The organism is Streptomyces sp. NPDC003456 (assembly GCF_042878735.1).
Classification (GTDB): domain Bacteria; phylum Actinomycetota; class Actinomycetes; order Streptomycetales; family Streptomycetaceae; genus Streptomyces.
On sequence record NZ_JBIAOK010000004.1, the window covers coordinates 587,562 to 600,912 of the forward strand.

The window sequence follows — 13,351 nt, forward strand, 5'->3', positions numbered from 1 at the left end:
GACGCCGTAGGAGAGGGAGTCCGCCGCATGGGTTCGACCACCTGCCCGCCCCGCAGCAGCCGCGCCGACCTGGAGTGGACGGTGCTGCACGCGGCCAAGACCGCCCCTGTTCGGGCGGCGGGCGGACCGGATCGTCGTCTATCCTCCGATTCGGGTGGGACCGGCCTCGGTCTCACGAGAGCATTCGAGGAGGTGGGTCCGGTCACTGGGACCGACGCAGGGACCGACAACGGCCAGGCGGAGCAGCCCGAGGGCCAGGGCGGCACGAGCACGGAGACCGCGACCGAGCGCAGCGCGCGCTTCGAGCGGGACGCGCTCGAGTTCCTCGACCAGATGTACTCGGCCGCGCTGCGCATGACGCGCAACCCGGCCGACGCGGAGGACCTGGTGCAGGAGACGTACGCCAAGGCGTACGCGTCCTTCCACCAGTTCCGCGAGGGCACCAACCTCAAGGCGTGGCTGTACCGGATCCTCACCAACACCTTCATCAACTCCTACCGCAAGAAGCAGCGGGAACCGCAGCGCTCCGCGGCCGAGGAGATCGAGGACTGGCAGCTCGCCCGCGCCGAGTCGCACATGTCGACGGGTCTGCGCTCCGCCGAGTCGCAGGCGCTCGACCACCTGCCCGACTCGGACGTGAAGGAAGCACTCCAGGCGATCCCCGAGGAGTTCCGCATCGCCGTCTACCTGGCGGATGTCGAGGGGTTTGCCTACAAGGAGATCGCCGACATCATGGGGACACCCATCGGTACGGTGATGTCCCGGCTGCACCGGGGCCGCCGTCAGCTGCGCGGCATGCTGGAGGACTACGCCCGTGACCGCGGGATGGTCCCGGCCGGCGCCGGAGAGTCGAACGAAGCGAAAGGCTCGGGGTCATGAGCTGCGGAGAGCCGCACGAGACGGATTGCAGCGAAATCCTCGATCATCTCTACGAGTTCCTCGACCGTGAGATGCCGGACTCGGACTGCGTGAAGTTCGAGCACCACTTCGAGGAGTGCTCGCCCTGCCTCGAGAAGTACGGGCTCGAGCAGGCCGTCAAGAAGCTGGTCAAGCGGTGCTGCGGGCACGACGACGTGCCCGGCGACCTCCGGGACAAGGTCATGGGGCGGATCGAGCTGATCCGCTCCGGCCAGACGGTCCCCGAGCAGGACGTCACGGCCTCGCCCGTGACACCGCAGGAGTCCTGAACCCTCCGGACACCGCGGGAGTTCCGGTCCTCCCGCGCCGGGGCACCGCCCCGCTCCCGACGGGATCACCGTCGAACACGTCACTCGAACGTGCGATGTGCGGGCCGTCCGCCCGCCGAGCCCCCTCCCGCCGTCCTAGGCTCCGGGCCTGACGGACATGGCCGGGGAGGGGCACATGACAGCGGTACCGGCACGGGTACGTGCGTACGTCGTCTGTGTCGCCGGCGCCGCCCTCCTCTGCCTGCTGCCCCCGCCGGGGGGCCGGGCCCACGGGTGGGCGGCCCTGCTGCTGGCCCTGCTGTACGCGGCCTGCGAGCGCGCCGCGCGGTCCCGGTTCGCGGGGATCTCCCAGCCGGCCGGGACCTTCTACCCCGTGCTCCTCGCCGGTGCCTTCCTGCTCCCCGCGCCCGCCGCGGCCCTGGTGGCCGTGCCGGGCGCGCTGCTGTCCCACGTCGCGCACCGGCCCGTGGCGCTGAGACGGCTGTGGCGGGCCGCCCGGCTGGTCCTCGCCGTCCGGGCCGCCGCTGAGGTGCACCGCCTGCTCGGCGGCCGGGACGCGGTCGCCGCCGGCGACGTCCCCGGCGCGCTCGGTCCCGCCGGGGCGGCGGTGCTGGCCTTCTGCCTGGTGCTCGCCGTCCTCGACGGCGGCATCCTGGCCGTCGGCCCGGGGGCACCGCCCACGCCCTTCGGGCAGCGGGGGAGGGGCCCGGTGCGGTGGGCCTGGCTCGGTCTGCTGGCCCGCTCGCTCGCCCCGGTCGCCGTGCACGGCCTGGCCGGACTGATGATGGCCGTCCTGTGGCGCAGCCCCTACGGACCCGTCGCCGCGCTGCTCGTCCTGCTGCCGATGTGCGTCTCGTGGTGGGCCTTCGCGCAGTACCACCGCGAACGCAGCGCCCACCAGGCGACCATCCGGGCGCTGGTGCAGGCCGTCGACATCAAGGACGGCTACACCCGCGGGCACAGCGAGCGCGTCGGGCAGGCCTCCATGATGATCGCCCGCCAGCTGGGCATGGACGACGAGCGCGTCGAGGTGCTGCGCTTCGCCGGGATCCTGCACGACGTCGGCAAGCTGGGCGTGCCCACCCGGCTGCTGCGGAAGGACGGGCCGCTGACCCCCGAGGAGCGGCGGGTCATCGAGCTGCATCCCGAGTACGGCCACGAGATGGTGCGCGGCATCGGCTTCCTCGGCGAGGCCCGCGCGGCCGTGCTGCACCACCACGAGCGGCTGGACGGCAGCGGCTACCCCTACGGACTGGCCGGGCGTCAGATCCCCGAGTCGGCCCGGGTCGTGGCGGTCGCCGACGCCTTCGACGCCATGACCTCCACCCGCAGCTACAGCAGGGCCCGGCCCGTCCCGGTGGCCCTGGCGGAGCTGGAGCGGTGTGCCGGAAGCCAGTTCGACCCGGCGATGGTCACGGCCCTGGTCGAGGCCGTGGGACGGTCCGGGTGGCACCCCGCGGTCACCGCCGGGGACGAGGACGAGGCCCGCGACCGCACCGGCCCGCCCCGCCTGCCCCCGCCCGGCCCGCCCTGCGTGCCCCCGCCCGGCCCGCCCTGCGTGCCCCCGCCCGGCCCGCCCTGCGTGCCCCCGCCCGGCGCCCCCGTGGCCGGCCGTCCCGGAGCCCACCGGTGAGCCCCCGGCCGCAGCCGCTGCTCCTCGCCCTCGTGCACACCTGCGCCGGCCTCCTCGCCGCCGGCTCCCTCGCCGCCACCCTCTACGGCGGACTGGAGGAACGCCGCGTCGCCCTGGCCTTCGGCGTCCTCGTCGCCGTCGGGGAACTCGCCCGGCGCAACGACACACAGGTGCGCGAACCCGCCCCGCTGGGCGCCGCCGGGGCCCTGTCCTACGCGCTGCTCGGCGAGGCGGGCGGGCACCCCACCCACCACGGCCTCGCCCAGGTCCTCGCCGTCGTGCTGGCCGCCTCGCTGCTCGGCAGCGTGCCGCACGTCGCCCGCGGGCAGGGCCCCACCCTCGACCACCTCTCCCGGCGCGTGCTGACCGTCGGATTCGTCGCCGTGTGCTTCCAGCTCCCCTACGGCCGCGGCATGTTCGACGACTGGAGCGGTCCCGCCTACGCCCTGCTGCTGCTCGCGCTGCTGTCCCTGACCGCCCTGTGCGACGCGGTGCTCGCCGCCGCCCTGGCCCACCTGCGCACCGGCTGGCCCTTCGGGCCGGTGCTGCGCGACGAGTTGCGGGCCGCGCTCGGCATCGGGACCGCCGTCATCGCCACCGGGGCGGTGATGGCCCTGGCCGTGGCCGTCGTGGGCCTGTGGGCGCTGCCCGTGTTCTCGGTGCCGCTGCTGCTCGCCCAGATGTCCTTCCGGCGCTACGCGGCCGTCCGGGCGACCTACCGGCAGACCATCGCCTCCCTCGCCCGGGCCACCGAGGTCGCCGGCTGCACCCCCGCCGGGCACGCCCGCCGCGTCGCCGCGGTCAGCCGGGCCGTCGGCCGCGACCTGGGCCTGACCGAGCCGGAGCTGGCGGTGCTGGAGTACGCCGCACTCATGCACGACATCGGCCAGCTGAGCCTCGTCGACCCCGTGCCCGCCGGAGCCACCGCCGCACTGCCCGCCGCCGAGCAGCGGCGCATCGCGCTGCTCGGCGCCGCCGTCGTCCGGCAGACCGGGGTCGACGAGGAGGTCGCCGTCATCGTGGAGCGGCAGGCCGACCCCTACCCCGGGCAGCCGCTCGCCGCGCGAATCGTCGGGGCCGTGAACGCGTACGAGGAGAAGTCCCGGGAAGGAGGGCCCGGCGGGCCGCTGACGGCGCTGGAGGAACTCCGGCTCGCCACCGCCGGGACGTATGCGCCGGAGGTGGTGGAATCACTGGCCCGTGTACTGGCAAGGAGCAGTCTGACGCTGCCCGTGGCTGGGTAACCCATGGGTAATGAGCGCCCCCGAGGCCGTACGTGGTTGGATGCGAAGGAGAAGGTGTCCGGGGGCTCGCAACACAGCTACGGCCAGCCCACCGCACGGAACTGGCAGGCGGGAATCGTGAGGATCTTCGGCAAGGGACGGCACCGGCCCTCCGCCTCCTGGCGGCAGGCCACGGACCGGGCGTTCACACTCATCGGCGACGGCCGGTACGAGGACGCGGGCGCACTGCTGACACGTGCCGCCGATCTGGAGCCCTGGCTTTCGGAGTCCTGGTTCAACCTCGCGCTGCTGCACAAGTTCCGGCACGACTGGGAGCAGGCGCGGGCGGCGGGCCTGAGGGCGGTGGCCCTGCTGGACCGGGACGCGGGCGCGCCGGACTGGTGGAACGTCGGCATCGCCGCGACGGCCCTGCAGGACTGGCCGCTGGCCCGGCGCGCCTGGCAGGCGTACGGGCTGCGCACACCGGGCCCGGCCAACGACGCGGGCGAGCCCGTCGGCATGGATCTCGGCAGCGCCGCCGTGCGGCTGTCCCCGGAGGGGGAGGCCGAGGTCGTGTGGGGGCGGCGGCTGGACCCGGCCCGCCTCGAGGTGCTGTCGATCCCCCTGCCGTCGTCCGGGCGGCGCTGGGGCGAGGTCGTCCTGCACGACGGCGTCCCGCACGGCGAGCGGACCACGGCCGCCGGCCACACCTACCCGGTGTTCGACGAGATCGAGCTGTGGGCGCCGTCGCCCGTGCCGACCTGGGTGGTGCTGCTGGAGGCGGCGACCGAGTCGGACCGGGACGCGTTGGAGCAGCTCGCCGGGGACGCGGGGTTCGCCGCGGAGGACTGGTCCTCCTCGGTGCGGCTGCTGTGCCGGATGTGCTCGGAGTCCCGGATGCCGTCCGACGAGGGAGACGGCGAGCACCTCGACCCGCACGACCACAGCGAGCCGGGGCATCCCGGGCCGCTGGGGCACCGGACCGACGGGCAGCTGTGGGTCCCCGAGCGGGAGTGCGGGCTGGCCGCGCCGGCTTCGCTGGTCCGGGGGCTGCTGGACGGGTGGGTGGCCGACAGCCCGGATTCCCGGGACTGGCGGGATCTGGAAGAGGTCTGCTGAGGCCGTCCGCCGCCGCGGCGGTGTGAGGGCCTCCCGCGCCCTTCCCCGCGCCCCTGAGGGGGCGCCTTCCCCGTACCCTGTATCAGCATCCCGGCTCGGATTTGTTCAGGAAGGCGTACGTACGTCATGGCTCAGCAGGACACCGATCAGCAGCACGAGGGCGTGCTCCCCGTCGACGACGAGGGGTACGTGATCGACACGGAGGACTGCGAGGAGCGCGAGGCCGCCTGGCGCGAGCGGGGTACCTCGCGGCCGATCACGGTCGTCGGCAACCCGGTGCTGCACAAGGAGTGCAAGGACGTCACCGAGTTCGGCGACGAGCTGCAGCAGCTCGTCGCCGACATGTTCGCCAGCCAGCGCACCGCCGAGGGCGTGGGCCTGGCCGCCAACCAGATCGGCGTCGACGCGAAGGTCTTCGTCTACGACTGCCCGGACGACGAGGGTGCCCGGCACGTGGGCGTCGTCTGCAACCCCAAGCTCGTCGAGCTGCCCGCCGACAGGCGCCGGCTGGACGACAGCAACGAGGGCTGCCTGTCGGTGCCCACCGCGTACGCGCCGCTGGCCCGGCCCGACTACGCCGAGGTGACCGGGCAGGACGAGAAGGGCAACCCGATCAGGGTGCGCGGCACCGGGTACTTCGCACGGTGTTTGCAGCACGAGACCGATCACCTCTACGGCTACCTGTACATCGACCGGCTCTCCAAGCGCGAGCGCAAGGACGCGCTGCGGCAGATGGCCGAGAACGAGCCCCGCTACCCCGTGGTGGCCAACGACTGAGCGGCCCCTGCCGCACCAGGCGCACGGCGTCTGTCCGGGTTCACCACCCCGGACAGGCGCCGTTCCTCTGTGTCGTTCGCCTGTCCGTCGCACGTTCGATCGCTTCTGCTCGTTCACCGATCCGGTAGCCGTCACTTACCGGGAGGATCCCGGCACTGTGGGGTAGTGAATGGAGCAAATGCGTTCCCAGAACGGTCAGTTGTAGTGCTGAATGGGATGAGCGGGGTATGCAACGGCGCACGCCCGGCACGAAGGGAGGGGCGCCCGCGCCAACCGGCGGCTGAGAGGGGTTAGTTCGTGCACGCTTTGTCACACGGCACCACAACGACACCGGCCAGGATCGCAGTTCCACCGTCGCTCTCGCTCCCGGTGATCGAGGAGTCGTTTCCACGGCAACTCCACCCGTATTGGCCCAAGTGCCAGGAGAAGACGAGGGCCTGGCTGCTCGAAAAGCGGCTCATGCCGGCGGACAAGGTCGAGGAATATGCCGACGGCTTGTGCTACACGGACCTGATGGCGGGGTACTACCTCGGCGCCCCCGACGAGGTCATGCAGGCGATCGCGGACTACAGCGCCTGGTTCTTCGTCTGGGACGACCGGCACGACCGCGACATCGTGCACGGCCGCCCGCACGCCTGGCGGCGGTTGCGGGACCTCCTGCACGCGGCGCTCGACCGCCCCGAGGAGTACCTGCACCACGAGGACCCACTGGTCGCCGGGTTCGCGGACAGCGTGCACCGGCTGTACGGGTTCCTGTCCGGCACGTGGAACCTCCGGTTCGCCCGGCACTTCCACGCGGTGATCGACGCGTACGACCGCGAGTTCCACAACCGTACGCACGGCATCGTGCCCACGGTCGAGGAGTACCTGCGGCTGCGCCGGCTCACCTTCGCCCACTGGATATGGACCGACCTGCTGGAGCCGGCTGCGGGATGTGAATTCCCCGAGGCCGTGCGCGCCTACCCGGCCTATCGGCGGGCGGCGCTGCTGAGCCAGGAATTCGCCGCCTGGTACAACGACCTCTGCTCGCTGCCGAAGGAAATAGCGGGCGACGAGGTGCACAATCTCGGAATCAGCCTCATCACTCATGAAGGACTGACCCTGGAACAGGCCGTGGGGGAAGTCCGGCGGCGCGTCGAGGAATGCATCACCGAATTCACGGCCGTGGAGAAGGATGTCCTGCGGTTCGCCGAGAGCCTTGACGACGGCACCGTGCGCGGAAAGGAATGGAGCGCCGCCGTGCGGGTCTGCCTGAGCAATATGCGGAACTGGTTCAGTTCCGTGTACTGGTTCCACCACGAGTCCGGCCGGTACATGGTCGACAGCTGGGACGACCGGTCCACGCCCCCGTACGTCCCCAACGAAGCGGCAGGTGAGAAATGACCCTCGATTCCCTCGAGTCCGTCGAGCCGGCGACCGCTCCCACCGCGGAGCCGCACGAACCGCCCCGGGCGGGCGGCGGGGTCCCCGTCCTCGGCCACGGCTGGCGACTGGCACGCGACCCGCTGGGGTTCATGTGCCGGCTGCGCGAGCACGGCGACGTGGTCCGCCTCCGGCTCGGCCCGAAGACCATCTACGCCGTCACCGCCCCGGACCTGACGGGCGCCCTCGCGCTGAGCAACGACTTCATCATCTCCGGGCCGCTGTGGGAGTCCCTGGAGGGGCTGCTGGGCAAGGAGGGCGTGGCCACGGCGAACGGCCCGCTCCACCGCCGCCAGCGGCGCACCATCCAGCCCGCGTTCCGGCTCGACGCGATACCCGCCTACGGGCCGATCATGGAGGAGGAGGCGCACGCCCTCACCGAGCGCTGGAAGTCCGGGGAGACCGTCGACTGCACCTCGGAGTCGTTCCGGGTGGCCGTGCGTATCGCGGCCCGCTGCCTGCTGCGCGGCGACTACATGGACGAGCGGGCGGAGCGGCTGTGCGTCGCCCTGGCCACCGTCTTCCGCGGCATGTACCGGCGGATGGTGATTCCCCTCGGGCCGCTCTACCGGCTGCCGCTGCCGGCCAACCGCGAATTCAACCGCGCCTTGGCCGATTTGCATCTCCTGGTCGACGAGATCGTCGCCGAGCGCCGCGCAAGCGGTCAAAAGCCGGACGATTTGCTGACGGCATTGCTGGAGGCGAAGGACGAGAATGGCGAGCCCATCGGGGAACAGGAGATCCACGATCAGGTCGTCGCGATCCTCACCCCCGGCAGCGAAACCATCGCCTCCACGATCATGTGGCTGCTGCACGTGCTCGCGGAACACCCGGAACACGCGGACCGGGTGCACGACGAAGTGCAGGAGGTCACCGGTGGCAGGCCCGTGGCATTCGACGACGTCCGCGCCCTGCGGCACACCAACAATGTCGTGGTCGAGTCCATGCGTTTGAGTCCGGCCGTCTGGATTCTGACCCGCCGGGCGGTAAGAGACACAAAACTCGGCGAATACCGCATTCCGGCCGGGGCGGACATCATCTACAGCCCCTACGCGATCCAGCGCGACGCGAAGTCCTACGACCGGAACCTGGAGTTCGACCCCGACCGCTGGCTCCCGGAGCGTGCGAAGACCGTGCCCAAGCACGCCATGAGCCCGTTCAGCGTCGGCAACCGCAAGTGCCCCAGCGACCACTTCTCGATGGCCCAGCTGACGCTGGTCACGGCGGCGCTGGCCGCGAAGTACCGCTTCGAGCAGGTGGCCGGTTCGAACGACAGCCCTCGGATCGGCATCACCCTGCGGCCGCACGAGCTGAAGGTGCGGCCGGTGGCGAGGTGACCGCCGGGCCGGCCGTCAGGCCGCCTCGGGGCCCCTGAACGTCCGCCGGTAGGCGTTCGGCGTGGTCCCGACGGCCCGGACGAAGTGGTGGCGCAGCGTGGCCGCGTTGCCGAACCCCGTCCGGCCGGCGATGGCGTCCATGGTCTCGTCCGTCGCCTCCAGCAGCCGCTGGGCCTGCAGCACGCGCTGCCGCAGGACCCAGCGGTAGGGCGTCGTCCCGGTCTCCTGGTGGAAGCGGCGGGCGAACGTGCGCGGGGACATCAGGGCCCGGGCGGCGAGCTGCTCGACGGTGACCTCCTCGTCGAGGTGGCGCTCCATCCAGGCCAGCACCTCGCCGATCGAGTCGGCCTCGGAGTGCGGCAGCGGACGCTCGATGTACTGGGCCTGGCCGCCGTCCCGGTGCGGCGGCACCACCATCCGCCGGGCGATCCTGTTCGCGACCTCGCTGCCCTGCTCCTTGCGGACCAGGTGCAGGCAGGCGTCGATGCCGGCGGCGGTGCCCGCGGAGGTGAACAGCGGGTCCTCGTCGACGTAGAGCACGTCCGGCTCGACGGTCACCCGCGGGTACCGGCGGGCGAGGTCCTCGGCGTGCTTCCAGTGCACGGCGCAGCGCCGCCCGTCCAGCAGCCCGGCCGCGGCCAGCACGTAGGCGCCGGAGCAGACGCTGAGCACCCGGGCGCCGCGGTCGACGCCGCGGCGCAGGGCCTCCAGCAACTCCGGCGGGTAGTCCCGGGTGGCGAAGCTGCGCCCGGCCGGCACGGCGATCAGATCGGCCGTCTCCAGGCGCTCCAGGCCGTGGTCGACCTGGAGCGAGAAGCCCGAGTTCATGCGCAGCGACGGACCCTCGGCCGAGGCGACGGCGAAGTCGTACACCGGCAGGCCGTCGTCGCTGCGGTCGGTGCCGAAGATCTCGCACACCACGCCGAGTTCGAAGGGGTTCACGCCGTCGAGGAGAGCGACGGCCACGTTCTGCAGCATGTCCCCAGTGTGCCTCGCCGCTGGCAGTAATTCGAGGGTCTACGGCAGTACTGCCACTGACGGTAAGGAGTCATCGGAGCGAGAGTGGTGTCCATGGACACGAACCAGACGCAGACACTCATCGCCATGATCTTCGTACTCGGGACGCTGGTCCTCCTGGTCCTCCCGTCCGTGATCGGCCTGATGCACGACAGGCGCATCGACCGGCAGATCCGGGAGGCCCAGGAAGCCCGAGGGAACGCGCCGGCTCAGAAGTCCTCGTCCAGGTCGACGGTGCCCTCCACCGCCACCTGGTACGCGGAGGGCCGCCGCTCGAAGAAGTTGGTCAGCTCCTGAACCCCCTGGAGCTCCATGAAGGAGAAGGGGTTCTCGGAGCCGTACACCGGAGCGAAGCCCAGGCGGGTCAGCCGCTGGTCGGCGACGCACTCCAGGTACTGCCGCATCGACTCGGTGTTCATGCCCGGGAGACCGTCACCGCACAGGTCGCGCGCGAACTGCAGCTCGGCCTCGACGGCCTCCCGGAGCATGTCCGTCACCTCCTGCCGCAGCCGGTCGTCGAACAGCTCCGGCTCCTCCTTGCGGACGGTGTCGACCACGTCGAAGGCGAACGACATGTGCATCGTCTCGTCGCGGAACACCCAGTTGGTGCCGGTCGCCAGGCCGTGCAGCAGGCCGCGGCTGCGGAACCAGTAGACGTAGGCGAAGGCGCCGTAGAAGAACAGGCCTTCGATGCAGGCCGCGAAGCAGATCAGGTTGAGCAGGAAGCGGCGCCGGTCGGCCTGTGACTCCAGCCGGTCCAGCTTCTCGACCGAGTCCATCCACCTGAAGCAGAACTCCGCCTTCTCGCGGATGGACGGGATGTTCTCCACCGCCGCGAAGGCCGCCGCGCGGTCCTCCGGGTCGGGCAGGTAGGTGTCGAGCAGCGTCAGGTAGAACTGGACGTGCACGGCCTCCTCGAACAGCTGACGGCTCAGATACAGCCGCGCCTCGGGGGAGTTGATGTGCTTGTACAGCGTCAGCACCAGGTTGTTCGCGACGATCGAGTCGCCCGTCGCGAAGAACGCCACCAGCCGGCCGATGAGGTGCTGCTCCGCGGGGGAGAGCTTGGCGAGGTCGGCGACGTCGGAGTGGAGGTCGACCTCCTCCACGGTCCAGGTGTTCTTGATGGCGTCCCGGTAGCGCTCGTAGAAGTCCGGGTAGCGCATGGGGCGCAGGGTCAGCTCGAAGCCGGGGTCGAGGAGATTCTGGTTGCTGGGCATTACTGGCAGGCCTCGCAGGACTCGGGGTTCTCCAGGGAGCAGGCGACCGCCTCGGGGTCGGGGGTGGCCTGCACGGGGACGGCGGCGCGGGCGGCCCGGGCGATGCGGGTCGCCGGGCGCGAGCGCAGGTAGTACGTGGTCTTCAGCCCGGACTTCCAGGCATAGGCGTACATCGAGGAGAGCTTGCCGATGGTCGGCGTCTCCAGGAACAGGTTCAGGGACTGCGACTGGTCCAGGAACGGGGTCCTGGCCGCCGCCATGTCGATCAGGCCGCGCTGCGGGATCTCCCAGGCCGTGCGGTAGAGGGCGCGCACGTCCTCGGGGATCCAGGCGAAGCCCTGCACCGAGCCGTTCGCCTCGCGCAGCGCCTCGCGGGTCCGGGCGTCCCACACGCCGAGCCGCTTCAGCTCCTCCACCAGGTAGGAGTTGACCTGGAGGAACTCGCCCGACAGCGTCTCGCGCTTGAACAGGTTCGACACCTGCGGCTCGATGCACTCGTACACGCCCGCGATCGAGGCGATGGTGGCCGTGGGGGCGATGGCGAGCAGCAGGGAGTTGCGCAGACCGGTCGTGGCGATCCGCTCGCGCAGGGCCGCCCAGCGCTCCGGCCAGGCCGGCTCCACGTCGTAGTGGTCGGGGTGCAGGACGCCCCGGGCGGTGCGGGTCTTCTCCCAGGCGGGCAGCGGGCCGTTGCGCTCGGCGAGGTCGGCGGAGGCCTCGTACGCGGCCAGCATGATGCGCTCGGCGATGCGGGTGGACAGGGCCTTGGCCTCGGGCGAGTCGAAGGGCAGGCGCAGCCGGAAGAAGACGTCCTGCAGGCCCATCGCGCCGAGGCCGACCGGGCGCCAGCGGGCGTTGGAGCGGCCCGCCTGCTCGGTCGGGTAGAAGTTGATGTCGACGACCCGGTCGAGGAAGGTGACGGCCGTGCGGACGGTCTCGTCCAGGCGCTCCCAGTCGATGTCCCCACCGGTCACGAACGCCCCGAGGTTGACCGAGCCCAGGTTGCAGACCGCCGTCTCCCCGTCGTCGGTGACCTCCAGGATCTCCGTGCAGAGGTTGGAGGAGTGCACGACGTGGCCCGGCTCGGCCGTCTGGTTGGCGGTGCGGTTGGCGGCGTCCTTGAAGGTCATCCAGCCGTTGCCGGTCTGCGCCAGTGTGCGCATCATGCGGCCGTACAGCTCGCGGGCGGGCAGGGTCTTGCGGGCGAGCCCCGCCGCCTCGGCCCTGCGGTACGCGGCGTCGAACTCCTCGCCCCACAGGTCGACCAGCTCCGGCACGTCCGAGGGCGAGAAGAGCGACCACTGCGCGTCGGCGTTCACGCGGCGCATGAACTCGTCCGGGATCCAGTGCGCCAGGTTCAGGTTGTGCGTGCGCCGGGCGTCCTCGCCGGTGTTGTCCCGCAGCTCCAGGAACTCCTCGATGTCCGCGTGCCAGGTCTCCAGGTAGACCGCCGCGGCGCCCTTGCGGCGGCCGCCCTGGTTCACGGCGGCGACCGAGGCGTCGAGGGTCTTCAGGAACGGGACGATGCCGTTGGAGTGGCCGTTCGTGCCGCGGATCAGCGAACCCCGGGCGCGGATGCGGGAGTAGGCGAGGCCGATGCCGCCGGCGTGCTTCGACAGGCGGGCGACCTGGTGGTAGCGGTCGTAGAGGGAGTCCAGCTCGTCCTTGGGGGAGTCGAGCAGGTAGCAGGACGACATCTGGGGGTGCCGGGTGCCGGAGTTGAAGAGGGTGGGGGAGGAGGGCAGGTAGTCGAGGCGGCTCATGAGCCCGTAGAGCGCCGCGACCTCGTCCACCGCCCGCGCGGTGTCGTCCTCGGCGAGCCCGCTCGCCACGCGCAGCAGGAAGTGCTGGGGGGTCTCGACCACCTTGCGGGTGATCGGGTGCCGCAGCAGGTAGCGGCTGTGCAGCGTGCGCAGGCCGAAGTAGCCGAAGCGGTCGTCGGCCGCGGTGTCGACCAGCGCGTCGAGCCGGGCCGCGTGCAGCTCGACGAATGCGGCGGTGCGGTCGGCGATGAGCCCCTCGCGGTGCCCGACCGCGACGGACGAGGTGAAGGACGTGACCCCCTGCGAGGCGGCCTCGTCGCGGATGCCGATGGTCAGCAGGCGGGCGGCCAGGCGGGAGTAGGCGGGGTCCTCCGAGATGAGGCCGGCCGCGGCCTCCGTCGCCAGGTCCCGCAGCTCCCGCTCGTCCGCCCGCGCGGACCGGCCGCGCAGCGCGGCGGCGGCCACCCGGCCGGGGTCGGCGTCGGGCAGGTCGGCGGTCAGTTCGGTCAGGGTCCGCAGCAGTGCGGCCCCGGGAGCGTCCTGCTCCTGCTCGGCGGCTGAGACCGGATCCGCTGGCGCGATGGTCACGTGGGGGCTCTCCCTCGCTCGGCACGGGGCCTCGCCGAGGGCAGGGGGCAGCACACGGACGCACA

At 71.7% G+C, this 13,351-nt stretch carries 12 protein-coding genes; 9 read left to right on the forward strand and 3 right to left on the reverse strand.

The features are described 5' to 3' along the window. The first annotated feature begins 192 nt into the window (after positions 1-192). The 8 genes from sigR (at position 193) to ACFYWG_RS18855 (ending at position 8,698) form a co-directional block, all read left to right on the forward strand. Positions 193-879: an RNA polymerase sigma factor SigR gene (gene sigR / locus ACFYWG_RS18820; protein ID WP_333934068.1), complete on the forward strand. Its 687-nt coding sequence runs from the start codon at positions 193-195 to the stop codon at positions 877-879. Then, positions 876-1,187: a mycothiol system anti-sigma-R factor gene (gene rsrA / locus ACFYWG_RS18825; RefSeq protein WP_383509343.1), complete on the forward strand. Its 312-nt coding sequence runs from the start codon at positions 876-878 to the stop codon at positions 1,185-1,187. The genes sigR and rsrA overlap by 4 nt, the downstream gene beginning before the upstream one ends. A gap of 175 nt (positions 1,188-1,362) precedes the next feature. Then, positions 1,363-2,820, forward strand: coding sequence for an HD-GYP domain-containing protein (locus ACFYWG_RS18830; protein ID WP_389202316.1), 1,458 nt, complete (start codon positions 1,363-1,365; stop codon positions 2,818-2,820). Then, the gene (locus tag ACFYWG_RS18835) at positions 2,817-4,064 is read left to right on the forward strand and encodes an HD-GYP domain-containing protein (protein WP_389202318.1); all 1,248 of its coding nucleotides are present in this window, start codon (positions 2,817-2,819) and stop codon (positions 4,062-4,064) included. The genes ACFYWG_RS18830 and ACFYWG_RS18835 overlap by 4 nt, the downstream gene beginning before the upstream one ends. A gap of 117 nt (positions 4,065-4,181) precedes the next feature. Beyond that, the gene (locus ACFYWG_RS18840) at positions 4,182-5,162 is read left to right on the forward strand and encodes a tetratricopeptide repeat protein (RefSeq protein WP_376328732.1); all 981 of its coding nucleotides are present in this window, start codon (positions 4,182-4,184) and stop codon (positions 5,160-5,162) included. Positions 5,163-5,288: 126 nt separating this feature from the next. Continuing rightward, complete coding sequence (gene def / locus ACFYWG_RS18845) at positions 5,289-5,939, forward strand: peptide deformylase (RefSeq protein ID WP_383509334.1); 651 nt, start codon at positions 5,289-5,291, stop codon at positions 5,937-5,939. Between the two features lie 297 nt (positions 5,940-6,236). Then, complete coding sequence (gene cyc1, locus ACFYWG_RS18850) at positions 6,237-7,322, forward strand: epi-isozizaene synthase (RefSeq protein ID WP_389202321.1); 1,086 nt, start codon at positions 6,237-6,239, stop codon at positions 7,320-7,322. Then, complete coding sequence (locus tag ACFYWG_RS18855; RefSeq protein WP_376328725.1) at positions 7,319-8,698, forward strand: cytochrome P450; 1,380 nt, start codon at positions 7,319-7,321, stop codon at positions 8,696-8,698. The genes cyc1 and ACFYWG_RS18855 overlap by 4 nt, the downstream gene beginning before the upstream one ends. 15 nt (positions 8,699-8,713) lie before the next feature. On the opposite strand, the gene ACFYWG_RS18860 is transcribed toward ACFYWG_RS18855, so the two are convergent. Further along, a complete protein-coding gene (locus ACFYWG_RS18860) occupies positions 8,714-9,676 on the reverse strand; it encodes a helix-turn-helix domain-containing protein (protein ID WP_383509328.1) in 963 nt (320 codons plus the stop codon). Between the two features lie 93 nt (positions 9,677-9,769). Here ACFYWG_RS18860 and ACFYWG_RS18865 point away from each other — a divergent pair, with 93 nt between their 5' ends. Next, a complete protein-coding gene (locus ACFYWG_RS18865; protein ID WP_389202324.1) occupies positions 9,770-10,012 on the forward strand; it encodes a hypothetical protein in 243 nt (80 codons plus the stop codon). On the opposite strand, the gene ACFYWG_RS18870 is transcribed toward ACFYWG_RS18865, so the two are convergent. Continuing rightward, positions 9,925-10,935: a ribonucleotide-diphosphate reductase subunit beta gene (locus ACFYWG_RS18870; RefSeq protein WP_333934058.1), complete on the reverse strand. Its 1,011-nt coding sequence runs from the start codon at positions 10,933-10,935 to the stop codon at positions 9,925-9,927. The two genes, ACFYWG_RS18865 and ACFYWG_RS18870, sit on opposite strands and share 88 nt — an antisense overlap. Continuing rightward, positions 10,935-13,286 (reverse strand): ribonucleoside-diphosphate reductase subunit alpha, encoded by a 2,352-nt coding sequence (locus ACFYWG_RS18875; protein ID WP_385416556.1) that lies wholly within the window; start codon positions 13,284-13,286, stop codon positions 10,935-10,937. The genes ACFYWG_RS18870 and ACFYWG_RS18875 overlap by 1 nt, the downstream gene beginning before the upstream one ends. Positions 13,287-13,351 lie beyond the last annotated feature (65 nt).